Here is a 26473-nt window from a genome sequence, read left to right as displayed (position 1 = left end):
ATAAATTACAGGGTCTAATTTCAATCCATGAGATTTTCTACCAAGGCATTTTTTGCTTTTCTATTCCTTTTCTCTTCGCTTTTGTTCCAAAACCTTTTCGCACAAGAAAAAGGAGTTTTTAAGGGGCTTGTGATGGATGTTGAAAACTCTTCACCACTTCCAGGGGCCAATGTTTATTGGGAGAAAAATCCTCAATCAGGTGTTGTCACTCAAACTGATGGTACTTTTTCTATCGCAGTTTTGGATTTACCGGCAAGGCTGGTGATTTCATTCATAGGGTATGAAACCTCCATTCGGGATATCACCCAAAAGGATTTGGACAAAGACTTGAAATTCTATTTGAACCCTGAAGAAATGTCACTTCAGGAGGTGATTATTCAGGAACGAAGACCCGATGAAAATGTAAGAAATTTGGAGACTGGAAAGGCTCGGGTCCCCATAGAAACGATCAAAAATATTCCAGCCTTATTCGGAGAAGTGGACTTGCTGCGAAGTCTTCAGCTTTTACCTGGGGTGCAAACGGCCGGAGAAGGAACGACTGGCTTGTTTGTCAGGGGTGGATCGGCTGATCAAAATCTGGTACAGATTGATGGAGCACCTGTATATAATCCATCTCACTTTTTTGGATTCTTCTCTGTATTCAATCCAGATGCCCTAGATCAAGTAGAGATGTACAAAGGAAATATGCCAGCTTCATTTGGCGGAAGGCTATCCTCTTTGATCGATGTTTCTCTGAAAGAGGGCAATACCGATCAAATTCACGGAGAGGGAGGGATTGGTACTATTTCTTCCAGGGTAACATTAGATGGCCCTTTGTTTTCCGATAAATCTACTTTTGTGATCTCTGCTAGAAGAACCTATGCCGATGTCTTTCTGAAGGTTTTTGGAAATGAGGACATTCGTGACAATCAATTGAATTTTCATGATATCAGTGGAAAGTTGTCTTTTAGACTTTCTGATAGAGATAAGATCACCATTTCCAGCTATCAAGGAAGAGACTTTCTGGGAGTCAATGATGAATTTGGATTGGGCTGGAGTAATTGGGTGACAGCTGCAAAGTGGTCCAGAAATATCTCCGATCAGCTTTTCTTTGACTTAGACGCCTATCATTCCAATTACAATTACAAGATAGAAATCAACGATCCAGATAATGGATTTGAGTGGAAAAACAAACTTTCTGAATCGGGAATGAAGGCCCAATGGACTTTCTCTAAAACCTCCAATATGCAGACTTATTGGGGTTTTCATAGTCAATTGTATCGATTTACGCCGATAGAGCTTTTACCCTTGGAGAATAGTGGTCTTGAACCGATTACTACCAGTTCTAAAAATGGATTGTTGAACAATGTTTTCGCTGGAGCTACCTATCACTTTACTCCCAAACTGAGTACGGAGGTAGGTCTTAGATGGGGCCTGTACAATCAGGTGGGGGCAGGTACAGACTACATCTACGAAGGTGGGATTCCTACACCAGAGGCTGAGGTGCTTGATTCTATCCAATACAGCAAATTTGAAAACATGCAATTTTATCAGGGATTGGAACCAAGGGTTGCTTTTCGATATCTGATCAATGAGGAATTGTCCATCAAAACAGCCTATAACCGCAACTTCCAATATGTTCAAATTGCTTCCAACAGCTCTGCGGGCCTTCCGATAGACAGATGGATTTTGGCAGGGACATACGTTCCGCCGATCCGATCGGATCAGATCTCGGTTGGGGTGTTTAAGAATTTTGATGAAAACAGATGGGAGCTTTCCATAGAGAGTTATTACAAGGATCTTCGAAATATCATAGATTTAAGAAATGGGGCCCAGGTATTGTTTTCAGATCAGGTAGAAACGGAGATTTTAACAGGAAAAGGCTGGGCTTATGGGGTGGAAGCTTTATTGAGAAAAAATGTAGGGAATACGACAGGTTGGCTTGCATATACCTGGTCCAGAACTTGGAGACAGATTGAAGGGATTTCAGAAGGGCAAAAATACAATCCCCGATACGATAGGCCTCATGATGTCACCTTGGTGTTGAATCATGAATTTAATGCCAAGTGGTCTGCAGGTGTGACATTTGTTTATAGTACGGGGCAGGCAGTTTCTTTTCCAATAGGCACTTATCCAGTGGATAATCAAGAATTGCCTCTTTATTCCAACTATAGAAATCAAGATAGATTCCCAGATTATCATCGGATGGATGCCTCAGTCACTTTAAAGAACCCAAATAAAGGTAGAAAGTGGAGAGGAAGCTGGAATTTTAGCGTCTACAATTTATATGGAAGAAAAAATCCATTTGCTTATGAGTTTAGAGAGATTTATAATGATGATTTCCGATACGGTGCAGACGATGGACCTATCACATCTACCAAACAGGGGATCGTAATGACTTATCTATTTACATTCCTCCCTTCAATAACCTATAATTTCCAGTTTTGATGAAAAGATACTTTTCCTTTTTAGTATTGATTGCATTGTTTTCCTGTCAGGAGGAGGTGGATTTGCCTTTGGCGACCATAGATGAAGCAATTCCCGTCATCGAAGGGGTGTGGACTGACAAGGACTATTATAATGAAGTGAAAATTACCCTGGCCAAGAACTATTTTGATACTACGGCCCGACCGATTATTTCTGACGCAGAAGTATTTGTGATGACTCCAGAAAGGGATATGGTTAAAAAATTGACGTATTATCCAGAGACGGAGTCCTATAAAAGTTCAGACAATCAAGTGGTTGCTGAAATAGGAAGAACCTATGAGCTCCATGTTGCTTGGCAGGATAAATATTTTGTCTCTTCAGGGACTATGCTGGCTCCGCCAATTTTGGATAGTTTGACTTATGAATTTAAAGAGGAGCGTCTTTTTTTTGATGAGGGTTATTTTATTAAAGCCTACGGCAAAATCCCTTTTGAGGATGATAATTATTATCGAATACGGGTTATCGAAAATGATTCCTTGAAGAATAGCAGGGATGATTATTTGTTATTCGATGACACTTTTGGCTTAAAGTTCTTTGAGGAAGGATTGGAGCTTGGTTATGCTTTTGATGAAGGAGATAGAGTGAGAATGGAATTGTTTCGGATGAATCGGGATGTTTATAACTATTTCACCGAACTAGTCGGACTTCTATATAATGACGGAGGTTTATTCAGTCCGCCACCCCAAAATCCAGATACCAATATTCGAATCCAGCAAGGAGGAGGAGATGTATTGGGATATTTCATGGTGAGTCCAGTGCTTTCAGAGACTGTTTTGATACGAGAATAAGAGGAGTTTGATTACTCTTCTTATTTTTTTGAAGTAGATCTACGAAAATTTAATAGGAAGTTTAAAAAATTCATTTTACATTAGGGTTATGAAAGAATTATCGCAGCAGGAAGAACGCGTCATGCGTTTGTTTTGGAAAAAGGGACAAGCTTTGGTTAGAGATGTTTTGGATGAATTGCCTGAGCCTAAGCCACCTTATACCACTTTGGCTTCTACGATTAGATTATTGGAGAAAAAGGGGTATTTAACTCATAAAGTTTATGGTACGACTCACATGTACATTCCCACAGTGAGCCAGGAAGAGTATTCAAAGTCAAGCATCAACCATATGGTGAAGCATTTCTTTGAAGGTTCTGTCGGAAATTTCCTCTCTTTTATGGTCAAAGAAAAAAAGATCTCCAAAGATGAAGTGGAAGACTTACAAAAGTTAATTGATGACTACGAAAAGAAAGGTAAGAAATGAAAATCCTCTTCAATTTTCTCCTAGAAGGGAGTTTGATCTTGGCGATAGGCTGGGTCTTTTTTAAACTTGTTTTGGAAAGACTAACATTTTTTGATTGGAATAGAACAGTCTTATTGAGCCTATTGACCATGGTTCTTGTTCTTCCGTTTTTATCCTTCAAATTAAATAATCCTGATTCTGCCATGTTGGAATACACCATGCCGACATTTCAGGTAGGGCAGGGTGTTGAAACTCAGTCGGGTTTTACTTGGCAGGAAGCACTTTTAGGAGTTTATTTAATAGGGCTGATGGTGGGGTTGGTCAAATTTTCATTGGGACTTGCCAAGCCGATTTTCCAATTGCAATTGGTTGAAAAATACGATTACAAAGGGATGAAACTGGCAGTTCATCCTAGCTTTGAGCCAGCTTCTTTTTTCAATTATATTCTTTTGCCTAAGTATGATCCTGAGGACCCCGATCAGAAGCAGATTTTACTTCATGAATCGATTCATGTGTCCAAAAAGCATACTTGGGACCTGATTTTGATTCAATTGTGCAAAGCTGTTTTCTGGTTCAATCCATTGGTCTACAGTTTTGAAAAATCCCTTCGTGAGGTCCATGAATTTCAAGCAGATCAAGGGGTTACTCAGTCTTATTCACAAATTGATTATTCAAGATTATTGGTGAAGCTGATCGCTCAGGATCAAGGCTGGCAGTTGATGAATTCTTTTAACCAATTTCAAACCAAAAAGCGAATTGTGATGATGAACAAAACGAAATCAACGGAGATGCAGAAGAGTAGATTTCTGCTGGTACTGCCAATGCTGGCATTGATGGTATTTGTGTTTGCCTGTGAGCAGAATCTGGAGGATGAGCCAATCAAGCCTGAACAAATCGTGGAGGTCATTAATGAAGATGGGTCTACTGATTTGAAAGGTGTTGTGAATGGTCGAGTTACTGAAATTTCAGCAGATGAAATTTTTGATGTAGTTGAAACACAACCTGTTCCTCCAGGGGGAATGGAAGGCTGGAACTCGTACTTAGCCTCTACCTTAAATTATCCAGCTCAAGCAAGACAAATGGGGATAGAAGGAACTGTGATTGTAGTCTTTGTGATCAATACAGATGGATCTTTGGAAGACCCACAAATCCTAAGAGGAATAGGTGCTGGTTGTGATGAGGAAGCGATTAGGGCAATTCAGAATGCTCCTAATTGGGAGCCAGGTAAGCAAAGAGGTCGAGAAGTAAGAACCAGAATGCGACTTCCAATCCGATTTAAATTAAGCTAAAATCTAGGGGTGATTATTTGAAAAACTCCCCGGTAAAAGGGGAGTCTTTTTTTGCCCTTTTTTGAAAACTAAACCATAAAATAACATGAAAAAATTAAGCGTACTTTCTTTGGTCCTATTCTTAACCATGGGCCTATGTCAAATCTCATTAGGTCAAGAAACTATCAAAGCCAATGAGGTTCAGGAATTGGATGAAATTCCTCAATTCAAAGGTGGGATGGACGGACTGATTACTTATTTGTCCACTAATCTAAAATACCCTGAAGCGGCCAAAGAAAAAGGAATTGAAGGAACTGTAGCGGTGAAGTTTGTTGTAGAACTTGATGGTTCGGTTTCCAATGTAGAGATTCTCAGAGGAATTGGAGCAGGATGTGATCAGGAAGCTGTGAGAGTCATTTCAGAAACAAAAAATTGGTCTCCTGGAGTGAAGGATGGGAAAAAAGTAAGAACCGAAATGAGGCTTCCAATCCAATTTAAGCTTAGTTGATATTGTAGATGATTCAATTTTTTGAAAGACTCCATTTTTTAGTGGAGTTTTTTTTGTTAAAAAAAAAGGCTGTCTCAAAAGTCTAAAATTTGTCAGCCTGAGCACTGGAGCGACGAAAGACGGGTATATCGAAGGCCTTATGAAGCAAGGTAAGTAACATTTCGACTTCGCTCAATGTGACAACATTCAATTATGAGACAACCTCTTTCAATCCTTAAAAATCCGTCGACTTACCATCCAAATTCAAATCCTTGATCCAGACATTTCGATAGAGTACATCATGCCCTTCCGCTTGAAGTTTCAATCCTCCCGGTCTATCAGTTATTCCTTTTCCACCATCATTTCCACCGTCAAGTCCTGAATTGGGGCCTCCCCAAACTTGCTGGATACTTACATCTTCATGAATTTTTTTGCCATTGAAATAGATGGTGACTTTGGGCTGTTCTGTCAATTTTCCATTTTCAAATCGTGCTGCCTTGAATACGATATCGTAAGAATTCCATTTGCCTATTCCGTTGTAAGCTTCAACTTTTGGAAGATGTTCATTGATCACAGCAGCCATTCCATGTAGACCATAGTCTCCGTCAAGCACTTGGATTTCATAACGATTTTGAAGGTAGACCCCGCTGTTCCCACCTTCATTTTCGATCAGAAACTCTACATGAGCTCTGAAGTCTTTTAATTTTTTCTTGGTGACGATGTCAGCCGCTCCATACAAACCTCCTGCTGCTGCTGGATCATTGGAGCTGATTGCTTTCCCACCTGAAACAGGATCCTTTACTTCGGCCCATTTGATAGGGTCTTCAGCTTTGAACCGAGGACCTTTCCAATATTCCCACTTTTCCAATAGCATCTTTTTGCTGCCATCGAGCATCAGTTCAGCTCCTTCAATTGGAGCTGTTCCAACTCCCACTTGTGCATTTGATAAGGAATAACTCCCAATTAGTAAAAGGGTAGCTAAGATTGATTTGAAATTCATCCAGGAAAAATTTTGGTTCATAGGTTTAAGGGTTTAAAGAAAGATTTAGTATGTATTCAATACTTTTTTGTCAATTTGGTTATTTTTAGGAGAGCGAAAAATTAATTTTCCACAGAATGCCCTGAAAGGCTGGAATTTTTACACAAATACTGATTATTATGAAATGGGAAGGCCGTAGAAAAAGTCAAAATGTAGAAGATAGAAGGGGACAAAGTGGAGGAGGTGGAGGATTTAATCCCTTGCTGATTGGTCCTTTGTTGAAAATATTGTTTTCCAAGACTGGTTTAATCATCGTAGGGATTGTGATTGTCTTCTCTGTTGTGACAGGAACGAATCCATTGAATTTTATAGGTGGATTTTTGGGGGGTGGAAGTCAGGGATTTACAACAGAAACCAATTATACTCCTACAGCCGAAGAAGATCGTTTGGCAGAATTTAGTGCCACTATATTAGGGGATACAGAATTGGTGTGGAATCAACTGATTGAAAATTACAGAGAGCCAATTTTGGTGCTTTTTACAGGTTCTGTTTCTTCTGCATGCGGAAATGCCAGTGCAGCAACAGGTCCTTTTTACTGCCCAGGTGATGAGAAATTGTATATTGACCTGAGCTTTTTTGAGGAAATGGAAAGAAGACTCAATGCTCCTGGAGATTTTGCCCAAGCCTATGTCATTGCACATGAGGTGGGACACCATATTCAAAAAATCATGGGAATCACTGATGAAGTCCACAATCTCCGAGGTCAAGTCAGTGAAAAGGAATACAATCAGTATTCTGTCAAATTGGAACTGCAGGCTGACTTTTTAGCGGGTGTTTGGGCCCATCATAGCCAGAAAACCAGTGGAATGATGGAAAGAGGAGATTTGGAAGAAGCACTCAATGCTGCCAACGCCATTGGTGATGACCGTCTTCAAAAACAAGCTACTGGACGCGTGGTACCTGACTCATTTACGCACGGAACTTCCGCCCAGCGAATGAGGTGGTTTAAGAAAGGGTTTGATACTGGAGATTTAAGACAGGGAGATACCTTTAGTGCTGAAACACTTTAGATTTCAAGAATATAATCCAGAATTCCCGCATTCTTTCCTTTTGGTCTGGTGACCAAAAGAGGCATGCTGTCATTGTATTGGATTAATCTTTCTGCCATACTTCCAATAAAAAGAGCTGTTGCCGCTGTACGGCCTTTGGCACCAATGATGATTCCGTCAGCTTCAATCTCCATAGCCTTGGATACAATTTCTTGTACTGGATCATCATCCTCGTCTTTGGTATAGATAGGAGTGATTTTGACTCCTTTGGTATCTATTTTTCGGATGAACTTTTTGTAATTGATCTCAGCATGCATCTGCATGATCTGAGTAAACTCCTCATAGCTTTTGCCTGTGAAATGATAGCCTGACGGTACGGTGAATACGTTTTGACAAACGATCTCCACATTGCCATGTTTATTGGCAATCATGATTGCTTCTTCCAAAGCATCTTTGGAGTATTCTGAAAAGTCCGACGGAACCAAGATTTTGCTCAACTTGGCAACTGAGTTCTCAGGAACAATCATCAAAGAGCAGGAAGCTCTTCGCGCTAATCGGAGGGAAGCTACCCCGGTTCCAGGTAAATCAACTTTTCTACCGATTATGATCATGTCAGCAGATTTTTCTTCTGCTAATTTGAGGACCTTTTTTGAAAGCGAACCCTCCTTGACAATATAGTTTAATGAGATGTTTTTCGTGTTTCCAAAGTTCTCTTTAACGACAGTTTCCATAGCTTCCTGTCTTTCATTGATCATGTTTTCGACCAAATTTGGAAACTCCTCCAAGACTTCTTTGGGTACTGATAAGTTCTTGATTACGTTAACAAAGTAAACTTTCTTCGTTTGGTTGACTCTGGCAATAAAAGAGGCGTATTGGATCAAAGTTTTATCCAAAGTGGTCTGATCAAGACAAACAATCAGTTTTTTAATCAAGTACATAGTCTTCCTGGATTTGAAGTTGCAAAGTTAAAGTTAAAAAGGATAAATAAAGTTCTAGTTCGGTATAAAATTTTGAATTGGTTTAATTTTTATGTGAAATAAATTAAGGTGTTGAATTATTAGAATAATTACCCAAATAAAATTCTATTTTTAATTTCTCGAATGAGATGGCTTAGACAATTTATTTGAATTTCTCTAAGTATCCTTAACCCCTCCATGATTAAATCGTATATTTGCAGGAGTCCGGGTCGCTGACATGTTCAAACTTCACAATTTAACAAAATACCGAGTGAAGCCCTTTCCAAAAACAGGCCTCACCCCGATAGCTATCGGGGCCTCGCCATTTGGCAGGATAACAGTGGAAGTTTGCGGTTTTCAGGCAGCTCAAATCTTGTCTATAAGGAGGTTTGTAACACTCTAAGATCCGGGCTTTTTAATTTTTTGCCTGATCCATTCCAGTTCTTCTTCTCCAGAGAATCCTAACCAAGCGATCATCCAATATAATACTACAATTAAAATTGATCTAATTCCCATATTGATCAATGGATTTTCCATGACTGGTAGGAAATTAGCCAATGCTAAAACAAGTAAGCCGGCTCCTAAAATTTTTAAGCTGTGTAGATCAAAAGGGTTGAGTTTTAAGTTGATTTTCAAGTAAAAGAATTTCACCAAATTGAAGAGCAACATCACCAAAGCAGATGCGATGGCTGCCCCTTCGATTCCGTAAATAGGTATCAGAAGATAGTTGAATAAAATAATCATCCCGCTCATGATGACGGTGGCGATCAGATTGAATCGATAATAATTTGAGAAAACCAGGATTTCCCCGTTGATTGAAAATGCAACATCGAAGAGTTTGCCAACCCCGATGAAAAGAACTACCCACTTCCCACTTTCATATATTTCACGATTTGGAATGAAATGGTAGATAGAGTCAATATTTACCCAAATGCCAATGAAAAGTAAGAGACAGATATATAGTTGTCTTCGAGATACTTGTTTGTAAAGGGTGTTGATTTCTGATATTTCATTTTTTGAAAAATGATCTGCAATCACCGGCATGACCACTTGAGAAATTGCTCTTCTTGGCATTTCAATGACCAAAGCCATGCTAAAGGCGATCGTATAAATGGCATTGGCTTCCAAACTGACCATAGAGCTTACCATGATGCTGTCGATCTTTAAAATCAAAGTAGAAGCAGCTGTTGCCAAAAATGTGATTAGACTGAATTTCAAAAATGAAGAGCGAAAGCCTTCTGGAAATGAAGTCCAATTGAAATCTAAACGGAGAACTTTTAACCAAATCAGGTAGACAAGCATCCCAACAAGGGGGATTCCATATACGAGGATCAATCCAGCCATCAACTGATCAAAATTGATCCAGCCACCCAGGAAAGATAAAATCCATAGTCCTGTCAATAGACGAAGTAAAACCTCCCTAAAAAAAGCAGGAATTGCCACTTTCAGGTAGGAGCGGCTATAGGCATCCAAAATGGAATTTGCCAATGCCAAGAACGTGATCATCAGTACTATCCAAAGGTAGTTGATAACCTCTGGTGAATTTTTGGAAAATAGCCCGACGACCTGTTCACGGAAAATATAAAATAGTGAACTGACGATCAGAAAACCAATAAATGCCAAGAGCAAACTGAAGCTTAGAAATGCGGATTGGCCATTTTTTAGCTTGGGAAAATACCTAGTGATGCCATGTCCTAAACCTAATTGTGCAAAAGGAACAAACAGTAACCCTAGGTCCTGAATGGTTCGGAAAGTACCTAATTGTGCTGCCTCTAAGGCATAGGGATAAAGCCAGAGCACATTGAAATAGCCGATAACTACTCCGATGTAGGAAAAAATGGTGGTCTGAATACTTTGGCTGGCAACTTTGCCCATGCGTTGAAATTATCAAAAAATCAGGAAAATCAATGGCTTGATTTTACAATCAAGGTTTGGCACACTTGTCACACCCAGGTTGGGATTTAGCAGGGAAGAAGAATCTTCTCCCCAAATAGGCTAATGCTCCCAATACGATAATTCCGACGATAATTTCTTGCCACATAATCAAGAGAATATTTGATAGGTAATCAATGCAGATACATATGCCAAGACGGTCATGTATACTGTTTGAATTAACGGCCATTTCCATCCTTTAGTTTCCCTGTAAACTACGGCCAATGTACTCATACATTGCATAGCAAAGGCATAGAATACCATTAAAGAGAAGGCAGTTGCCTTATTAAATACCTTATCTCCAGTTATTGGATTGATCTGTGAATTTAATTTTTCACGAATGGTAGAGTCATCTTCCGGATCTCCTCCAATACTGTAGATAGTTGCGATAGTTGATACGAAAACTTCTCTAGCTGCAAATGAGGTGATCAATGCGATTCCAATTTTCCAATCATATCCCAATGGTCTGATAGCCGGCTCAATTGCTCTTCCCATGATTCCAATGAAGGAGTTTTCCAATAGAAGAGAAGAGGTTTCCGCTTCAATGGTTTCGATTTCTTCTTCAGTACCAGCGTTCGCCAATCTCAATTCACTTGCAGCTCTGATTTCATCCATTTTGGAAGGAGGACCGTAAGAACCCAATACCCAAAGGATGACAGAAATAGCCAAGATAACTTTACCAGCTTCAGTTACGAATGTTTTGGATTTGCTGTACATGGTGATACCCACGTCTTTCCATCTTGGAGTTCTATAACTTGGCAACTCGACCATCAAAAAGCTCTTTTCGGCAGTTTTTAGAATGTTTTTCAATCCAAAAGCTGTTACCAAAACACCAACGACTCCCAATAAATAAAGGGACAATAAGGCTAAGGCTTGCATATTGACAAAGCCAAGTACTGTTTCATTTGGAACTACCAATCCTATCAAAATGATATAAACTGGAAGTCTGGCAGAACAACTCATCAATGGAGTAACCATGATGGTTATGATTTTTTCTTTCCAGTTACCAATATTTCTTGCCGCCATGACTCCGGGGATAGCACAAGCCACACCGGAAACAAGAGGAACGATACTTTTACCATGAAGACCAAATGGTCTCATCCAGCGATCCATTAGGAAAACTACACGTGACATGTATCCAGTGTCCTCCAAAATGGCTAAGAATCCGAATAACATGGCGATTTGTGGAATAAAGATGACAACTCCGCCAATGCCAGGAATAATTCCATCTGCCAATAAGCTTGTCAATGGGCCATCAGGGAGATTTGTGCTTACCCAAGCACCCAAATCACCAAAGAATCCGTCAATCAAATCCATAGGAACGGAAGCCCAAGCAAATATAGCTTGGAACATCACTAGTAGGATTGTAGCAAAAATCAAATATCCGAAAACAGGGTGTAGGATGATTTTATCGATCGCGGAAGATCTTCTTTCCTTGATTTCTTTCTTATTCAGGGCTTTTTCAATGATCCCTGTGATTTTTCTATACCTTAATTTAGTCTCCTCCAACTGTGCGGCAGGAAGATCCACTTGGATTGAATTTAATTTATTGGCGATCCAATCTCTTTTATCCTGAGAAAGACCTTTGTCTTTCAATCCAAATCGAAGAATCTGGTATGCTTGATAGTCGTTTTTAACCTCGAATTTTTCTTTGACATCTGTTAAGATTTGTGGGTCTAAATATTCACTAACAGGAAGGAATTCACTTGATTTTGAAAAGTTCTTTTGATGAATCAATTCACGAATTTGTTCGATGCCTTTTGCTCCTCTTGCATCAGTACTCAAAATCGGAACTCCCAAAGATTTGAAAAGCTCATAGCCTTTGATCTCTAATCTTTGTTTTTCGGCCATATCAGCCATGTTCAACACCAAAGCCAGGTTCAAACCTAAGTCAATTAACTGAGAAGCCAGAAAAAGACCTCTGGATACTTGAAGGGAATCGACTACCATCAATACATAATCAGGGCGCTCAACTTCACTTAATTGGTTCAATACCCGGTGGGCGATAATCTCATCCTCGGAATTGGGGTAAAGTGAGTAAGTACCAGGCAAATCAATTATTTCATAAGTGCTGCTCTGATAGTTCATTACCCCAGTTTTTTTATCGACTGTTACCCCAGGATAATTTCCAATCTTCTGATTAAGACCAGTTAATTGGTTGAATATGGTTGACTTCCCCACATTGGGATTTCCAATAATGGCGATCTTCAATGGTTTAACGAGGGGAGTTTGAGTTGGTTCAGACATGTAATCAGAGGATTTGTACATCCAAAAGAGCTGCTTCAGTCTTTCGAAGAGCAAGAATCGTTTCATCCAAACGAAAAGCCAAAGGACCATTCATCGGAGCGATATGTTGGAGGGTGATCGTTTTACCTGGCAGAAATCCAAGTTCCATCAGATTGATTTTCAAAGGTGAATTTGCGATGTCCTTGATAATCGCACTTTTTGATAATGGAATTAGGTCTGCAGTCATAAGAATTCCGGTAATTTCTAAACTCGGAATGCAAAAATAATTTATTTGGAATGAATCTAAAGAAAAATAAAAAAGATTTTTATCAGGTTTTGAAATGATCCTTATTAACTGATCTTCAAAATCTCGTTTTGAAGGTTAAATTCTTGCCCTCCCTGAAGTTGAATTCGAATGCTAAATGTCAATTCTACTTCTTCTGTTGGATCTTTTAAAAACTGCAGCTTGTAAACATCACCAAAGTAAATCGTCAAACCCTCTTCTAAAAATTCTGAAATAGGCCTAGTTCCTTGATTATGAATGTAATTGATGCCGAAAAGAGGAGTGATGTCCTGACCAATAGCAAGAGAATCTCCATCTCCCAAATTGACATTTTCCATATTGAAAATCTGGATATTTATCAATTGGTTAGCTGATTTGGCAGGAACTAAGCTACAGGCAAAGGCCATGCCCGGGAAACTATTGGATTTTTTTGAATCTTGAATTGCTAAATATTCTATTTCACCCAGAGAAATTGTTTTAAAAACCTGATCAAATGGGTAGAAATTTTCAGAATTCGCTTCATTTCCATTGGCTTGGATATTTTCTGTTTCAAAGCCCTTTACAATGAAATCTTTGGCAGGACTGATTGGGTCACAACCACAGGAATTGTTACAGAAAGGATCAGTGATATCACATGACATGGGAAGCAAGGCCATCCCAGAAAAAATTGTGAGTGTAAGAAGTGTCTTTTTCGAATTGAACCGCATGGTATAAAAATAGCCTTTTTTTTACCCAACGAAAGGGCAATTAGATCTGCTACAAAAAAGCCCAAACCAAAAATCGGTTTGGGCTCCCTGTCTATGAAGAAAAAATGCTATGCTTTTCCTCTGAGCATCAGATTCCAATACATGAAAGGCAATCCATATTTTTTCAGAAGCCACATACTGTATTGTTCTTTAGTAGTATCAACAAATTTTGAAATTAAGGGATCGCTATCTCTTACATTGTCATATTTAAACTCGGCTAAAACCATTTTTCCATATCCAGTTACCAATGGACAAGAAGAATATCCAGAATAAGATTCTTTCCCCGACTCATGAGTTTGGATTAGTTTCAGAAGGTTAGCAACTACTACTGGAGCTTGTTTTCTGATAGCAGCACCAGTTTTTGCCGTAGGCAAATGTGCGACATCTCCCAAAGAGAAAATATTTGGAAAACGCTTATGCTGAAGTGTATGGATGTCCACATCAACCCAACCTTTTCCTGGGCCCTCCTGAATGGAAACTATACTGTCCTGAATGAATTTTGGCGCTGCTTGAGGTGGAGCCAGGTGAAGCATGTCAAAATGAATCTTGATTTCCGTATCCCCACTTAATTCTTCTCCGATGGCATTTCCTTCTATGATGGTACAATTACTTTCACCTGGCTTCGCGTATTTGAAATAGATAATTTGATTTTCAGCATCTATTCTTACGGGAGCATAAAAAGGCTTGAAAATGATATTCCTATCATGAATGATTTTATTCAAGGTTTTTGCAAAATCTGGGACACCGAATATGACTGTTCCAGGTGTGGCAAAGACTACATTGGTTTTATCTCTTACTCCAGATTTTCTGAAATACTCCTCGGCGAGGTACATGATTTTTTGTGGAGCTCCACCACATTTGATAGGAGTAGTGGGCTGAGTGAAAACGGCATTTCCACCTTTGAAATTTTTCAAAACCTCCCAAGTATGCTCTGGGTCAGTATAATTACTACATACCACCTTTTTTTCCATAGCTTCTTGGAGTCCAGGAAGTAATTCCGGTGCCATGATTAATCCAGGTGCCACCACTAAATAATCATAAGTGACTGGACCAGAAGATTCTGTACTTACCTCATTTTTTGCTGGGTCAATTCCCGTTGCTTTGTCTTTTATCCATTCCACACCGTGAGGGATGTAATCAGCCTCATCTCTTTCGGTGTCTTTAAAATCAAAAGTACCTGCACCAACCAAAGTCCAAGCTGGTTGGTAATAATGCTTTTCTGATGGCTCGATTATCGCGATTTGAAGGTTTTTATCTTTTCTCTTCAATTGTGCTGCTACGGTTATTCCTGCAGTGCCACCTCCAATAATTACTATTTCAAAATGGTTCATAGTTTGGATCTTTTTATTGGTCAAAAGGTATAATTAATTAAAATAAAATTTTGTGACTTACGTCACTTCTCAGTATTAAATTTGTATTCACTAAAAAATTAATAGAAAATATTGCTTTACAATGCTCATTTTTTGATTGCTTCCTTGTGATAATTATCACTTATTGCAGAGGAACCAAAAAATACTTTTGCAGCTTTTAAAAGAATCATGACTATAGAAGAACTCAAATCAGCACTTCCCAATTTCACAGATCCTAAACTCTTGGAAATCCTTTTGGAGAAAGGACAGATCATGCATTTGGAACCTGGAAAAGTCTTAATGGAACCAGGTAAATTCATCAAAATGGTCCCAGTAGTCTTAGAAGGCTCCATCAAAATAATGAGAATGGATGAAGATGGTAAAGAGCTGTTTTTGTACTACCTGGACGCAGGGGAAACTTGTGCTTTATCATTGACTTGCTGCTCGGCTTCCAAACCAAGTGAAATAAAAGCTGTGGTAGAAGAGCCCACTGTGATGTTGGGTGTTCCGATTGCCGTTCACGAGCAATTGTCCGATGAGTTTAAGCAATGGAAAGACTTTGTTTCTTCCACCTATCAAAGTCGGTTTCAAGAAATGCTAATTGCACTGGATGCAGTTGCATTCAAAAGAATGGACGAACGGTTGATGCGCTACATCGTAACCAAAATGAAGCAGCACAAAACCAATGAACTGCATACTACTCACCAAGAGATAGCCACAGAATTGGGGACCTCCCGCGAAGTGATTTCTAGACTTCTAAAACAGCTAGAGAAGAAAAAGTGGATTGAATTGGGCCGGAATGTGATTTACATTCGCGATGATTTCGAAGAATTGATGAGTAAATAAATCAATATAGAAATTCAAAAAAGTGCCTCTTCTGACATTAAAGCATGATCAGGAGAGGCACTTTTGTGTGATAAGCCATTTCAAGAGAGCGACTTTTACTTGTGATCTGCTGCCAGAAAGTTTGGTGATGGTGGCACATCGTCAATATGGCATCTTCATTATCTTCAAAATAGGCATCCAATCCTTTTCCTATTTCCACAGTAGGGATAGTAATTACTTCACTGATTAGTTTTGGGAATTTTTGTTTGAGAAAGGCCTGTAGTCCTAAAACGGAAAGCTTTTCTTTGAAATCAAATTTGTTTTGAAGGTGAAGGATTTCTAAATCCAAATCCCAGAATTCAGCAATTTTAATTACTCTTTCAATAAAAGGTTCTTCATGATTTGCTATTTCTAGAGCCAGGGTGATTTTGGATGTGTAAGTAATATTTCCTTCTACTGGAACCAATAAAACCGGTTTGGTAGATTCTTTGACTACCTCAACGGCAGTAGATCCAAGCATCACTTTTTTGATTCCAGAAACTCCATGAGTTCCCATGATGATCAAGTCTGCATCTTCCTCTTCAGCTTGTTTGGCAAGTAGGATAGAAGGTGTTCCTTCTAAGGTTTTGGAATGAAAGTCAATATTGGTATGATCATACTTATGAATCAGTTTGATCAAAGACTCTCTTGCATCTTGATGCATACCATCAATTGCCACGGCTGTTTGTGCAGCAAAATCATAAACCATCTCTACTACATGCACCAAAGTGATGCTATACTTTTTAGGGCCCGCTAGTCCAATAGCATATTCTAATGCCTTGATGGAATTGTCAGAGAAATCAATTGGGATGAGGATTTTCATGGTCTTTCATTTATTGGTCTCAATTTATTGGAAAGAAAATCATAAAACCATGATAAAAATCAATCTCTTCACTAATTTAATCTGGCAGTAAATGAAGGGGTTGGGATTAATTTTCTAAAGGAATAAACTACATGTGACAATTGTTACTGCTTACCGGGAGCTCGCCAAGCTACTTTTGTAGGGTAAAACTTAAAAAATTGAAATTATGGATGTATTAATCCTTATCGGATATGCAGCAGCAATTATAATTGGTGTGAGTTTAGGACTTATTGGTGGGGGCGGCTCTATTTTGACCGTTCCTGTTTTGGTTTACATTTTAGGTGTAGATCCAGTGTTGGCTACGGCTTATTCTCTATTTGTTGTAGGTTCCACTTCTTTGGTTGGGGCGGGTAATTACATGAGACAAGGTTTGGTAGATTATAAGACCGCCCTTGTATTTGCAATCCCTTCCTTTATTGCCGTTTTCTTGACTAGAAAATTTCTAGTTCCATGGCTTCCTGATCCATTGTTTACAGTAGGAGAGACGATAGTCAGCAAGAATATGGGGATCATGGTTTTCTTTGCGATTATCATGTTAGCGGCATCATTTTCTATGATTCGTAGCAAGAAGTGTAAAGATTGTGACGAAGAAAGTGAAGTGAAATTCAATATTCCAATGATTGCTTTGGAAGGTTCAGTTGTCGGTTTGATCACAGGGATCGTAGGTGCCGGTGGTGGATTCTTAATTATTCCAGCATTGGTGATTTTGGCTAGACTTCCGATGAAATTGGCTGTAGGTACTTCCCTTTTGATCATTGCAGCAAAATCTTTAATTGGTTTCTTGGGAGATGTTAGTAACCAAACTATTGATTGGAACATGTTGTTGATCTTCACAGGACTTTCTGTAGTTGGTATTTTCATAGGATCTGCACTTTCTAAGAAAATCAATGATAAAGCTTTGAAGAAAGGCTTCGGTTGGTTTGTATTGATTATGGGTATTTATATCATCGGTAAAGAATTATTCGGTGCATAATGCTTGAAAAGTATTTTAAAATATTTCTAGATGGCTATTATGGGTACTGGAATTATCTGACTTCAGAGATTCTGTACCCATCATGGCACAATTATTTTTATTGGCTTTTGGGTCTTTCTATCGGGGTCTGGTTGCTAGAGATCATTTTCCCTTGGAGAAAAGATCGTCCGTTGTTCCGAAAAGACTTCTGGTTGGATGCATTTTATATGTTTTTCAACTTCTTTTTGTTTTCATTAGTCCTCTATAATTCCCTTTCAAATGTGTTTGTAGAGGCTTTCAATGACTTTCTCGGGGTATTTGGTGTCACCAATTTGGTGGCCATTGAAGTGAATTCCTGGCCGGTTTGGGGACAATTTCTATTGATGTTTCTTGTCGCGGACTTTATCCAATGGAATGTTCACAGATTGCTCCATTATGTTCCATGGCTTTGGGAGTTTCATAAAGTCCATCACTCTGTTGAGCAAATGGGTTTTGCGGCACATTTACGATACCATTGGATGGAAACGATCGTCTATAAGTCCATTCAGTATATTCCGTTGGCGATGATCGGTTTTGGGTTGGATGATTTCTTTGTATTGCACATCGTAACCATATTGATTGGTCATTTGAACCATGCCAATGTGAAGATTTCTTACGGTCCCTTAAAATACATATTGAATAACCCTATCATGCATACTTGGCACCATGCCAAGCATCTTCCTGAGGGAAGTCATGGTGTGAATTATGGAATTTCCCTGAGTTTATGGGATTATATCTTTGGAACGGCCTACATCCCAAATGATGGAAAAGACGAGCCATTGGGCTTTGAAAATATTGAAGAATTTCCTCAGACTTTTTGGTCACAAATCACATATCCATGGCTGAAAAAAAAGAAATAAGCAGACCTAATTTGAGTTGGGGTCCTGTGATTTTGATCTGTTTAACATTGGGCTTGATGCCCTATACCCCAGAACCACACATTTGGGGAAAAATCAAATGGGTAGCAGGCGGGGCGCATGGGATGCAAATGATGGATTGGTTCGATCTGGCACTTCATGGATTTCCATGGGTTTTATTGATTAGATTGATCATTTTGAAGGCAATGGGAAAGAAATAATTAAGTTTCTTGTGTGACAAGAAGTACTGATTGAGGATGTGGGATATGGTAAATTTGTAATACTAATTTAAACCAGAACGACCATGTTTGATTTCTTAAAAGCAAAACCAAAAAATTACGAAGATATTCCTGTAGGTGAATTTAATGATCTGATGTTACAACCAAACACTGTAGTGTTGGATGTTAGAACCGCTGGTGAATTCTCAAGTGGAAAATTGAGAGGAGCCAGAAACATTGACATCATGTCAAGGGATTTTGTAACTCAAATTCAAAATCTACCCAAAGACAAAACCTACTTAGTGTACTGTAGAAGTGGTAACCGAAGTGGACAGGCTTGCGAAGTAATGGCAAGTATGGGTTTTACCAAATTGAAAAATATGTCGGGAGGTATCGGAAGATGGCCTTTCGAAGTAGTATAATGAATTAGAATAGGTGTTTAAATACAAAACGCGGGTTGTTTCAGCCCGCGTTTTTTATTGCTAGTCCCTATAGACCATCACAAACCAAGTCAACCAAACGATTAATGGGAATACATAGCAAACCAAAACTGCAATCACAGACTCTTTCATATTTCTATTGCTGATAGCGTGAAAGCCGTAAATCCATAGAACCGCATAGATCACCTCAAAGATATTCAAGGTGCCTAATGGATACCACCAGCGCTCAGCTACCGAATTGAATCCAAGTAAGGATAAAACTGAGAAAGGTTGATACTCTTGGATTTCCAAAAAAGTGGTAGAAGAACTTGGGTTCAAAAAGACCAAAAAGCGAATTAATTCAGGGAGAATAAATACTCCTTCTGCGACTAAAGCGAATTTCCATAATTCTTTATAGGGAAGTTTGTACCCTAGAAAAAATCCTCCCAACCAAAATAAAAAAGAGATCACGGTAAACTTCCAAAGAAGCGCAAATGGTGTCCAGATATAGTTCAACGTGTTGAATACGTGGAAGATCATCAAATCTCCGCGTGCATCTAAATTTTCCCCATCGGGAATTGCTTGGATGATAACTGTGTTAGTCAAATAGCGAATCACCCAAAACAACATCAGAATTAAGAAAAAATAGAGTCTCTTATCGAAATCCAAAAGGCTTTTTACACGTTGAGCTATTGTACTGAGTTCTTTGGGCATGTTTCTTATCAATCTTATTCAAATCTAATCGAAAGTGAGAGATATGGTATAATTTTGTATAGAATTGGAGTATAACTATGAATAAAAAGACCCTGATATATATTTTCATGCTATTGATGATGAGTATTCGTCCTTTGGATGCTCAATCTTTGCCTGCAGATAGTCTGACTGTAAAATCGTCTCCCTATCTGCTATTGGACCGCGGCTTACAATACCGCGTGACCAAATCCATCAACAGCATGTATAATTTTGATTTCAAGACTGCAGAGCATGATTTTGCAGTTTTGAGTTATCAATACCCCAATCATCCGCTACCTGATTTTTTGATGGCTTTGAGTTATTGGTGGAGGATTGAGGTGGATGTCACCAATGAAAAATACGACGATATTTTTCTTGCCTACATCGATCGAGCCAATGAAAAGGCCGAAAAGATGTATGATGAGGATGAAGACAACAAGGAGGCAGCTTTCTTCCTGGCAGCAGGGTATGGATTTCAAGGTCGATTGCTTTCAGAAAGAAAAAGCTGGACCAGGGCAGCCTGGGCAGGTAAGAATGCCTTGAAATACATGGAAAAGAGTAGGGGAGAAGAAGAATTTAATCCTGAATTGTTGCTGGGAGATGCCTTGTTCAATTATTTCTCCGAATGGATACCGGAAAATTATCCGCTCTTGAAACCTGTCATGGCACTATTTCCAAAAGGAGATAAGGAGTTAGGATTGCAGCAGCTGGAACAAGTGGCCGAAAATGCTTTTTACACAAGGATAGAGGCGATGTACTTCTTATTCCGATTGTATGCATCAGAGGAAAAGAAGCCCTATGAAGCACTTCGAATTTCAGAATATCTTCATGGGAAGTTTCCAGACAATCCTTATTTCCATAGGTCCTATGCTCGTCACTTATATACTGTAGGCAGGTGGACAGAATCCATGGAGCAGTCCAAAGAGATATTGGACCGTATCGACGCCAAGCAAGAAGGCTATGAAGCCAACAGTGGAAGGTATGCGGCTTTTTACCTGGCTCAGTATAATGATCGAATAGGAGATCAAACGCAAGCCAAGCGGTATTATCTGAAAACGCTTTCTTACGGTGAAGAATCAGAGTCCCAAGAAAGTGGGTATTATCTTTTCTCTTTAGTAGAACTTGGCAAAATCGCTATGGATGAGAATAATAAAGCTCTGGCAAAAGAATATTTTAAGAAAGTAAAGAAATACGCAAAGCGAAAACACCCCGCTCATCAGGCTGCAAGAGATTTTATCAAAAAGAATAAACTTTAAGCGAAAAGTTTACGTTTTTAGCAATCAATACAGGAGATAATTTGAAATTTGGGAATTGGAAAAGCTAAATTGAAAGGATTCTTTGCTAAACCCCCATCATTTCTAAAGATTATTTTGATTTTAGTCTATTAAAATATCTTTAATAGTTTTAAAATTTTCCTTAATTATTATAAATTTGCACCACAGAAAATTTTGTAAAAGCAAGAAATCATGGATAATAGCGTAAGAATAAAATTTGATAAAATTGATCGCAGAATACTCGAAATTCTTCAGGGAAATGCGAAAATCACAAACGCTCAACTCTCTAAAGATATAGGACTTTCTCCCGCTCCAACCTTGGAACGTGTGAAAAAATTGGAACAATCTGGAATCATCAAAAGCTACCACGCAAAACTTGATCCTGAAAAAATCGGATTAGGTGTGAGCACTTTTGTTTTGGTAAGTTTGATTGGCCACAACAAAGGAAATATTGATGCTTTTATGAAAGAAATCAATGGTATTCCTGAAGTTATTGAGTGTCATCACATCACTGGTACCGGTGATTTCATTTTGAAAATCATTGCAAAAGATATCACTGCTTACCAAAAGTTGATGTTGGAAAAAGTATCTGAGATTAAAGAGGTAGACTCAATGCAATCCATGGTAATTTTGTCCACGTTCAAAGATTCTAAAGTATTGCCTATCCCGGCATAAACTATTTTATATTAAAATCGAAAGGGGTGGCAATGTCACCCCTTTTTTTTTGTGTTATGTTAGAAAATCCCTGGAAAACTCTTCGTAAAAAATCAATCTATCAAAACCCCTGGATCCATTTGGAAGAGCATGAAGTGCTCAATCCTGCTGGAAAAGAAGGGATTTATGGAAAACTGCATTTTAAGAACAAGGCCATGGCAATTGTACCTATCGATGAAGAAGGAAATACTTGGCTGGTAGGGCAGTATCGTTATGCTTTGGATGAATATTCCTGGGAAATACCCATGGGAGGAGGACCAATTGGATTGGATTTGCTGGAAAGTGCCCAAAGGGAACTCAAGGAAGAAACCGGATTAACAGCCAATAAATGGACGGAAGTTCTTCGAATTCATACGTCCAACTCAGTAACTGATGAAGAAGGGTTTGTGTATTTGGCAGAAGAATTAAGTCAGGGAGAGACAGAGTTTGAAGAAACAGAAGTGCTTCAGATTAAAAAGCTTCCATTTTCGGAAGTGGTAGAAATGGTAATGCGAGGTGAGATTACCGATTCTATCAGTATTGCAGGTATTTTAAAAGTTGCCCGAATTTTGGGCTTTTAGCGATGACGATTAAAGATCATTTTCAGATTACATACAAATTGGCCTATCCGGTTGTCCTGAGTCAGTTGGGACAAGTTATGGTGGGTGTGGCCGATAGTATGATGGTAGGTAGGTTAGGGGCTGTTCCTTTGGCAGCAGCTTCTTTGGCCAATTCTATCTTTTTTGTGCTATTGATGTTTGGAATGGGAGTTTCAATGGGAATTACTCCATTGGTTTCCATGGCCGAAGGGAAAGGGAAGTTAAATAGGATTGGAAGACTTTTTCAGCATGGGTTTTGGATCAATATGGGTACGGCTGTGATCTTGACCATGATTATCTTGGGACTATCCCAAGGTTTACATTTTCTAAATCAACCAGAGGAAGTGGTTGAATTGGCGATTCCTTATCTGTTCATCATTACTGCATCGCTTTTTCCTTTTATGTTTTTTCAAACATTCAAGCAACTGGCAGAAGGACTTTCGCAAACCAAACAAGCAATGGTGGTGACTATTTTATCCAACCTTGTGAATGTTTTTCTAAACTGGGTACTGATTTTTGGACATTTGGGAGCTCCAGAAATGGGGTTGGTTGGGGCAGGCCTTGCTACTTTGATTTCTAGAATTTTGATGCCGATTTTATTGGGATGGTATATTCTGGGATCCAAGAAATATACCAAGTTAAAGCTTTCTCTAGGTCTGAAGAAATTCAGTTTTCCAATGATCAATCGAATTTTGAAAGTGGGGATACCAACTGGCTTTCAATACATTTTTGAAGTAAGTGCATTTGGGTCGGCGGCTATTATGATGGGTTGGATCGGAGTAAATGCTTTGGCGGGTCACCAGATTGCCTTGAATTTGGCATCCATTAGCTATATGATGGCTGCCGGATTGAGTACTGCTGGCATGATCCGGGTGAGTAATCAAATTGGGAAGGGGAACTTTAAAGCAATGAGAGAGGCAGGAATGGTTGTTTTTGCAATGGTATTGATATTTATGGCCATTACTGCATTGCTTTTTGTCAGCTTTAGAAACTTCCTGCCATCTCTTTATATTGACGATCCTGAGGTGATAGCGACCTCAGCTACTTTATTGATTATTGCTGGAATGTTCCAGTTATCCGATGGAGTGCAGGTAGCTGGTTTGGGAGTTTTACGGGGTATGGAGGATGTCAAATTTCCTACTTTAATCACCTTAATTGCTTATTGGGTCTTGGGATTGCCATTGGGTTATTTCCTTGCTTTTGAGATGGGAATGGCAGAAAGAGGAATTTGGTATGGACTTTTGATAGGTCTGACTATCACTGCTGTGGTTTTATTTTATCGCTTTCATATCCTTAGCAAAAAAGCCATTCAAGAAAAAAGAATCTAGTTTCAAACAAAATTGATAGAGGTTGGGCAGAGGAAGTTTATATTCAAAGTTTAAAACCACCCTCTTCCCTTATGAAAAAACTACTACCTATTCTTTTTCTCTTGATTTCTTCCATTTCCTATGGGCAGGACTTGGCTGTTTTGCCTTTGCGAGAGCAAGCAAAAGTCATTGATACCTGGCTGGAGGACAGAATTGATAATTTATTACCTCAATTGATGACTGAAACAGGAATCGATATGTGGGTGGTGATTTCAAGAGAATATAACGAAGATCCAGTTATCCGAACCATGTTGCCTGCAACCTGGATGGCAGCTAGAAGAAGGACGATTTTGGTTATGTATCAACCCAGTCCAAATGCCGCAGTAGAAACCTACGCAGTAGCGAGGTATGATGTAGGAAAATCATTTAAAAGAGCCTGGAATCCTGAAGAACAGCCAGATCAGTGGGATGCTTTAATGAAACTGATTGCTTCTAAAATCCCGAAAAAGATCGGATTGAACTTTGCCAAAGATTATGGTCATGCAGACGGATTAACGCATAATGAATATGGAGTTTTCATGGATTATTTGCCAGAAAATCTTCAGAAAAATGTGGTTTCAGCTCAGACTTTGGCTGTAAGATGGATTGAGACCCGGACCCCTTCAGAAATGGCTACCTATCGTCATATTCAGGAAATCGCTCATCAAATTGTACAGGAAGGTCTATCTTCTGCTGTTATCACTCCTGGAGTCACGACCACCGATGATGTGGTATGGTGGTATAGAGAAAAGATCAAGGAGCTGAAATTGGATACTTGGTTTCATCCCTCTGTAGATATTCAAAGAGCAGATGCTGATTCAGAGGCTTCCAAGCGATCTTTTGCTTCTCGTCCATCGGATGCAACCATTATGCCTGGTGATTTGCTACATATTGATTTTGGAATCACCTATTTGAGATTGAATACAGATACCCAAGAAATGGCTTATGTATTGAAACCTGGTGAGACCGAGGTTCCAGCATATCTTCAAAAGGCATTTGAAGTGGGAAATAGGCTGCAGGATATTTTGACATCCAATTATGTTGCGGGAAAAACAGGAAATGAGATCCTAAAAGCTTCCAGAATCCAAATGCAATCTGAAGGCATCAATGGAAGTATTTATACCCACCCATTGGGTTTTTATGGTCACTCTGCTGGTCCAACTATTGGAATGTGGGATAATCAGGGAGATACTCCGGGTGCGGGAGATTTTCCTCTTCATGCTAGCACTGGCTATGCTATTGAATTGAATGCTGTTGTCCATGTCAAAGAATGGAACAAAGATGTCAGAATCATGTTAGAGGAAGGTGCTTATTTCGATGGAGAAAAAGTGACTTACTACAATGGACGCCAAAAGAAATTAGTTGCCATTCCTCGAACAAGCGAGTATTTGGGGAATTAAATTCTTAAAAAAGGGTCTGAATTTTCAGACCCTTTTTTAATGACTTATCTGGTACTTTCCTTTATTGATAAAAATCAGATAGAAAAAGGCCAAAGAAGCCATCCCTGCTGAGGTAAGAAAAACCCATCTGAAATTGTCGGGATTATTTCCATAAATCCAGCCTGAAACCAAAGCTCCAAATCCAATTCCAGCCTCCAGAAAAATATACATCGTTGCCAAAGCTCTTCCTCTAAATTCATTCAAGGAAAGGTCTACCACCCAGGCAGATGTAGTAGGACTGTACATTCCTACCGCTGATCCGAATAAAACTCCTGCAGCCAATAATGTTGCTTTGGATTGAGCAGAGGCTATTGTCACCATAGCCAAAATCAAACAGAAAATCGCTACTCTCATTACTGGAACCCTTCCATACTTGTCAGAGGCCTTGCCTGCCAATAATCGGATACCTAAGGAGGATAGGGTGAATACAGCGAAGAATAGCCCTTTGTTTTCTATTCCTAAATGTTCGGATAAATCAGGGATGATGGTCAATACCACCCCAAAAGAGAAAACAGCCAAAAAGAGGATAGTTGAGGGGACCAATACTCTTTTTTCGATGATTTCATCCTTTTTTAAGCGAAACAAATTCAATGAAAATTTCTCCTTGTTTGGTAGTGTTTCTTTGAGACGAATCAAGATCAAAATTGAAAAGATGGAGGTAAATGCTGAAGTGTAGAAAAGCACATTCAACTCCCAATGGGTCGCTATCCAACCTCCAATAGCGGGTCCAGCGGCCATTCCGAGTGAACCAAAAAGAGATTGGATACCCATGGCTTCTCCTCGTTTTTGGAAAGGTACAATATCAGCCACATAGGCAGAAGTTCCAGTCGGTTTGAAGCCTGTGGAAAATCCATGGATAAATCGAAGAAATAGAAAACCACTGACAAAGTTGAGAATAGGATAGAGTAGGCCCACAATGAAGCAAATGGAAGTTCCCACTATCATTACTGGAATCCTTCCGATTTTATCAGCCAACTTTCCGCTAAATGGTCTTGAAAGTCCTGCAGACAGGGTAAAAAGGGAAATAATCAATCCTTTGTATTCTTCACCTCCCAGCGAAGTCAGGTAAGCTGGGAGTTCTGGAATGATCATATTGAATGATGAGAAAAACAAGAATGAGCTCAGGCACAAAAGGAAGAAATTGAGACTGAAAAAAGAGGGGAGTATTCTCATAAATTTGGGTATAGTGAAAGAAAAAAGGCCGAATT

The 26473-nt window shown here is 39.2% G+C and carries 26 protein-coding genes and 2 pseudogenes; 17 read left to right on the top strand and 11 right to left on the bottom strand.

The annotated features are described in order from the left end of the window. Window positions 1–27: 27 nt before the first annotated feature. From O0V13_RS19580 to O0V13_RS19555, 6 genes and pseudogenes are all read left to right on the top strand, one after another. Window positions 28–2427 carry a TonB-dependent receptor gene (locus O0V13_RS19580; protein WP_268036696.1) on the top strand — a complete coding sequence of 800 codons (2400 nt, stop codon included), beginning with the start codon at window positions 28–30 and terminating at the stop codon, window positions 2425–2427. Continuing rightward, window positions 2427–3254 (top strand): DUF4249 family protein, encoded by an 828-nt coding sequence (locus O0V13_RS19575; protein WP_268036695.1) that lies wholly within the window; start codon window positions 2427–2429, stop codon window positions 3252–3254. Before O0V13_RS19580 ends, O0V13_RS19575 begins: the two co-directional genes overlap by 1 nt. Before the next feature lie 88 nt (window positions 3255–3342). Next, window positions 3343–3717: a BlaI/MecI/CopY family transcriptional regulator gene (locus O0V13_RS19570; RefSeq protein WP_073569957.1), complete on the top strand. Its 375-nt coding sequence runs from the start codon at window positions 3343–3345 to the stop codon at window positions 3715–3717. Continuing rightward, window positions 3714–4448 (top strand): annotated as a pseudogene (locus O0V13_RS21675) (M56 family metallopeptidase); the annotation flags it as partial. The gene O0V13_RS19570 and the pseudogene O0V13_RS21675, both read left to right, overlap by 4 nt. A 216-nt stretch (window positions 4449–4664) precedes the next feature. Then, window positions 4665–4985: pseudogene (locus O0V13_RS19560) on the top strand (energy transducer TonB); the annotation flags it as partial. An 85-nt stretch (window positions 4986–5070) separates the two neighbouring features. Further along, window positions 5071–5472 (top strand): energy transducer TonB, encoded by a 402-nt coding sequence (locus tag O0V13_RS19555; protein WP_268036694.1) that lies wholly within the window; start codon window positions 5071–5073, stop codon window positions 5470–5472. A 214-nt stretch (window positions 5473–5686) separates the two neighbouring features. Here O0V13_RS19555 and O0V13_RS19550 read toward each other — a convergent pair whose 3' ends face one another. Then, window positions 5687–6472, bottom strand: a complete 786-nt coding sequence (locus O0V13_RS19550; RefSeq protein WP_442780936.1) for a 3-keto-disaccharide hydrolase — start codon at window positions 6470–6472, stop codon at window positions 5687–5689. A gap of 137 nt (window positions 6473–6609) precedes the next feature. Here O0V13_RS19550 and ypfJ point away from each other — a divergent pair, with 137 nt between their 5' ends. Beyond that, window positions 6610–7500: a KPN_02809 family neutral zinc metallopeptidase gene (gene ypfJ, locus O0V13_RS19545; protein WP_268036693.1), complete on the top strand. Its 891-nt coding sequence runs from the start codon at window positions 6610–6612 to the stop codon at window positions 7498–7500. On the opposite strand, the gene O0V13_RS19540 is transcribed toward ypfJ, so the two are convergent. From O0V13_RS19540 to O0V13_RS19510, 7 genes are all read right to left on the bottom strand, one after another. Continuing rightward, on the bottom strand, window positions 7497–8417 hold the full coding sequence (locus tag O0V13_RS19540) for a universal stress protein (protein WP_268036692.1): 921 nt from the start codon (window positions 8415–8417) through the stop codon (window positions 7497–7499). The genes ypfJ and O0V13_RS19540 overlap by 4 nt on opposite strands. Before the next feature lie 417 nt (window positions 8418–8834). Next, the gene (locus O0V13_RS19535) at window positions 8835–10310 is read right to left on the bottom strand and encodes a lipopolysaccharide biosynthesis protein (RefSeq protein WP_268036691.1); all 1476 of its coding nucleotides are present in this window, start codon (window positions 10308–10310) and stop codon (window positions 8835–8837) included. A 49-nt stretch (window positions 10311–10359) separates the two neighbouring features. Beyond that, entirely contained in the window at window positions 10360–10476 is a 117-nt protein-coding gene (locus tag O0V13_RS19530) for a FeoB-associated Cys-rich membrane protein (protein ID WP_268036690.1), read from the bottom strand. Window positions 10477–10478: 2 nt separating this feature from the next. Then, window positions 10479–12614, bottom strand: coding sequence for a ferrous iron transport protein B (feoB, locus tag O0V13_RS19525; protein ID WP_268036689.1), 2136 nt, complete (start codon window positions 12612–12614; stop codon window positions 10479–10481). 4 nt (window positions 12615–12618) lie between these two features. Next, a complete protein-coding gene (locus O0V13_RS19520; protein ID WP_268036688.1) occupies window positions 12619–12840 on the bottom strand; it encodes a FeoA family protein in 222 nt (73 codons plus the stop codon). Window positions 12841–12944: 104 nt separating this feature from the next. Further along, window positions 12945–13583: a hypothetical protein gene (locus O0V13_RS19515; RefSeq protein WP_268036687.1), complete on the bottom strand. Its 639-nt coding sequence runs from the start codon at window positions 13581–13583 to the stop codon at window positions 12945–12947. A gap of 107 nt (window positions 13584–13690) precedes the next feature. After that, window positions 13691–14953: an NAD(P)/FAD-dependent oxidoreductase gene (locus O0V13_RS19510; RefSeq protein ID WP_268036686.1), complete on the bottom strand. Its 1263-nt coding sequence runs from the start codon at window positions 14951–14953 to the stop codon at window positions 13691–13693. 207 nt (window positions 14954–15160) lie between these two features. On the opposite strand from O0V13_RS19510, the gene O0V13_RS19505 reads away from it, so the two are divergent. Continuing rightward, window positions 15161–15817, top strand: a complete 657-nt coding sequence (locus tag O0V13_RS19505; RefSeq protein WP_268036685.1) for a Crp/Fnr family transcriptional regulator — start codon at window positions 15161–15163, stop codon at window positions 15815–15817. Between the two features lie 37 nt (window positions 15818–15854). Here O0V13_RS19505 and O0V13_RS19500 read toward each other — a convergent pair whose 3' ends face one another. Beyond that, entirely contained in the window at window positions 15855–16658 is an 804-nt protein-coding gene (locus O0V13_RS19500) for a universal stress protein (protein ID WP_268036684.1), read from the bottom strand. 205 nt (window positions 16659–16863) lie between these two features. On the opposite strand from O0V13_RS19500, the gene O0V13_RS19495 reads away from it, so the two are divergent. The 4 genes from O0V13_RS19495 to O0V13_RS19480 all read left to right on the top strand — a co-directional run bounded on the left by O0V13_RS19495 (window position 16864) and on the right by O0V13_RS19480 (window position 19185). Further along, entirely contained in the window at window positions 16864–17670 is an 807-nt protein-coding gene (locus tag O0V13_RS19495; RefSeq protein ID WP_268036683.1) for a sulfite exporter TauE/SafE family protein, read from the top strand. After that, entirely contained in the window at window positions 17670–18548 is an 879-nt protein-coding gene (locus O0V13_RS19490) for a sterol desaturase family protein (RefSeq protein ID WP_268036682.1), read from the top strand. The genes O0V13_RS19495 and O0V13_RS19490 overlap by 1 nt, the downstream gene beginning before the upstream one ends. Further along, entirely contained in the window at window positions 18527–18766 is a 240-nt protein-coding gene (locus tag O0V13_RS19485) for a hypothetical protein (protein WP_268036681.1), read from the top strand. The genes O0V13_RS19490 and O0V13_RS19485 overlap by 22 nt, the downstream gene beginning before the upstream one ends. An 83-nt stretch (window positions 18767–18849) precedes the next feature. Further along, entirely contained in the window at window positions 18850–19185 is a 336-nt protein-coding gene (locus O0V13_RS19480; RefSeq protein WP_268036679.1) for a rhodanese-like domain-containing protein, read from the top strand. A 60-nt stretch (window positions 19186–19245) separates the two neighbouring features. On the opposite strand, the gene O0V13_RS19475 is transcribed toward O0V13_RS19480, so the two are convergent. Then, entirely contained in the window at window positions 19246–19896 is a 651-nt protein-coding gene (locus O0V13_RS19475) for a sulfate ABC transporter permease (RefSeq protein ID WP_268036678.1), read from the bottom strand. Between the two features lie 116 nt (window positions 19897–20012). Between O0V13_RS19475 and O0V13_RS19470 the strand changes: the two genes are divergently transcribed. The 5 genes from O0V13_RS19470 (at window position 20013) to O0V13_RS19450 (ending at window position 25226) form a co-directional block, all read left to right on the top strand. Continuing rightward, the gene (locus O0V13_RS19470; protein WP_442780937.1) at window positions 20013–21170 is read left to right on the top strand and encodes a tol-pal system protein YbgF; all 1158 of its coding nucleotides are present in this window, start codon (window positions 20013–20015) and stop codon (window positions 21168–21170) included. 210 nt (window positions 21171–21380) lie between these two features. Further along, window positions 21381–21863, top strand: a complete 483-nt coding sequence (locus tag O0V13_RS19465; protein ID WP_091650251.1) for an Lrp/AsnC family transcriptional regulator — start codon at window positions 21381–21383, stop codon at window positions 21861–21863. A gap of 56 nt (window positions 21864–21919) precedes the next feature. Continuing rightward, on the top strand, window positions 21920–22462 hold the full coding sequence (locus O0V13_RS19460) for an NUDIX domain-containing protein (RefSeq protein WP_268036677.1): 543 nt from the start codon (window positions 21920–21922) through the stop codon (window positions 22460–22462). A gap of 2 nt (window positions 22463–22464) precedes the next feature. Beyond that, complete coding sequence (locus O0V13_RS19455) at window positions 22465–23808, top strand: MATE family efflux transporter (protein WP_268036675.1); 1344 nt, start codon at window positions 22465–22467, stop codon at window positions 23806–23808. Window positions 23809–23879: 71 nt separating this feature from the next. Further along, entirely contained in the window at window positions 23880–25226 is a 1347-nt protein-coding gene (locus tag O0V13_RS19450) for a M24 family metallopeptidase (RefSeq protein WP_268036673.1), read from the top strand. 36 nt (window positions 25227–25262) lie between these two features. Here O0V13_RS19450 and O0V13_RS19445 read toward each other — a convergent pair whose 3' ends face one another. Further along, window positions 25263–26438 (bottom strand): MFS transporter, encoded by a 1176-nt coding sequence (locus O0V13_RS19445; protein ID WP_268036671.1) that lies wholly within the window; start codon window positions 26436–26438, stop codon window positions 25263–25265. Between the last annotated feature and the right edge of the window lie 35 nt (window positions 26439–26473).

It is taken from the genome of Algoriphagus sp. PAP.12, assembly GCF_026652115.1.
Taxonomy (GTDB): domain Bacteria; phylum Bacteroidota; class Bacteroidia; order Cytophagales; family Cyclobacteriaceae; genus Algoriphagus.
The sequence above is the reverse complement of the archived record's forward strand: the minus strand, read 5'-3'. Positions and strand labels throughout refer to the sequence as shown.

Bases quoted from the DNA above. Each gene is read 5' to 3' on its own strand.
- O0V13_RS19490 (WP_268036682.1), top strand. From the start codon at position 17,670: ATGCTTGAAAAGTATTTTAAAATATTTCTAGATGGCTATTATGGGTAC.
- O0V13_RS19550 (WP_442780936.1), bottom strand. From the start codon at position 6,472: ATGAACCAAAATTTTTCCTGGATGAATTTCAAATCAATCTTAGCTACC.
- O0V13_RS19515 (WP_268036687.1), bottom strand. From the start codon at position 13,583: ATGCGGTTCAATTCGAAAAAGACACTTCTTACACTCACAATTTTTTCT.
- O0V13_RS19505 (WP_268036685.1), top strand. From the start codon at position 15,161: ATGACTATAGAAGAACTCAAATCAGCACTTCCCAATTTCACAGATCCT.
- O0V13_RS19470 (WP_442780937.1), top strand. From the start codon at position 20,013: ATGATGAGTATTCGTCCTTTGGATGCTCAATCTTTGCCTGCAGATAGT.
- O0V13_RS19445 (WP_268036671.1), bottom strand. From the start codon at position 26,438: ATGAGAATACTCCCCTCTTTTTTCAGTCTCAATTTCTTCCTTTTGTGC.
- O0V13_RS19580 (WP_268036696.1), top strand. From the start codon at position 28: ATGAGATTTTCTACCAAGGCATTTTTTGCTTTTCTATTCCTTTTCTCT.
- O0V13_RS19570 (WP_073569957.1), top strand. From the start codon at position 3,343: ATGAAAGAATTATCGCAGCAGGAAGAACGCGTCATGCGTTTGTTTTGG.
- O0V13_RS19475 (WP_268036678.1), bottom strand. From the start codon at position 19,896: ATGCCCAAAGAACTCAGTACAATAGCTCAACGTGTAAAAAGCCTTTTG.
- O0V13_RS19460 (WP_268036677.1), top strand. From the start codon at position 21,920: ATGTTAGAAAATCCCTGGAAAACTCTTCGTAAAAAATCAATCTATCAA.
- O0V13_RS19575 (WP_268036695.1), top strand. From the start codon at position 2,427: ATGAAAAGATACTTTTCCTTTTTAGTATTGATTGCATTGTTTTCCTGT.
- O0V13_RS19530 (WP_268036690.1), bottom strand. From the start codon at position 10,476: ATGTGGCAAGAAATTATCGTCGGAATTATCGTATTGGGAGCATTAGCC.
- O0V13_RS19495 (WP_268036683.1), top strand. From the start codon at position 16,864: ATGGATGTATTAATCCTTATCGGATATGCAGCAGCAATTATAATTGGT.
- O0V13_RS19520 (WP_268036688.1), bottom strand. From the start codon at position 12,840: ATGACTGCAGACCTAATTCCATTATCAAAAAGTGCGATTATCAAGGAC.
- feoB (WP_268036689.1), bottom strand. From the start codon at position 12,614: ATGTCTGAACCAACTCAAACTCCCCTCGTTAAACCATTGAAGATCGCC.
- O0V13_RS19500 (WP_268036684.1), bottom strand. From the start codon at position 16,658: ATGAAAATCCTCATCCCAATTGATTTCTCTGACAATTCCATCAAGGCA.
- O0V13_RS19535 (WP_268036691.1), bottom strand. From the start codon at position 10,310: ATGGGCAAAGTTGCCAGCCAAAGTATTCAGACCACCATTTTTTCCTAC.
- O0V13_RS19480 (WP_268036679.1), top strand. From the start codon at position 18,850: ATGTTTGATTTCTTAAAAGCAAAACCAAAAAATTACGAAGATATTCCT.
- O0V13_RS19485 (WP_268036681.1), top strand. From the start codon at position 18,527: ATGGCTGAAAAAAAAGAAATAAGCAGACCTAATTTGAGTTGGGGTCCT.
- O0V13_RS19465 (WP_091650251.1), top strand. From the start codon at position 21,381: ATGGATAATAGCGTAAGAATAAAATTTGATAAAATTGATCGCAGAATA.
- O0V13_RS19540 (WP_268036692.1), bottom strand. From the start codon at position 8,417: ATGTACTTGATTAAAAAACTGATTGTTTGTCTTGATCAGACCACTTTG.
- O0V13_RS19510 (WP_268036686.1), bottom strand. From the start codon at position 14,953: ATGAACCATTTTGAAATAGTAATTATTGGAGGTGGCACTGCAGGAATA.
- O0V13_RS19555 (WP_268036694.1), top strand. From the start codon at position 5,071: ATGAAAAAATTAAGCGTACTTTCTTTGGTCCTATTCTTAACCATGGGC.
- ypfJ (WP_268036693.1), top strand. From the start codon at position 6,610: ATGAAATGGGAAGGCCGTAGAAAAAGTCAAAATGTAGAAGATAGAAGG.
- O0V13_RS19455 (WP_268036675.1), top strand. From the start codon at position 22,465: ATGACGATTAAAGATCATTTTCAGATTACATACAAATTGGCCTATCCG.
- O0V13_RS19450 (WP_268036673.1), top strand. From the start codon at position 23,880: ATGAAAAAACTACTACCTATTCTTTTTCTCTTGATTTCTTCCATTTCC.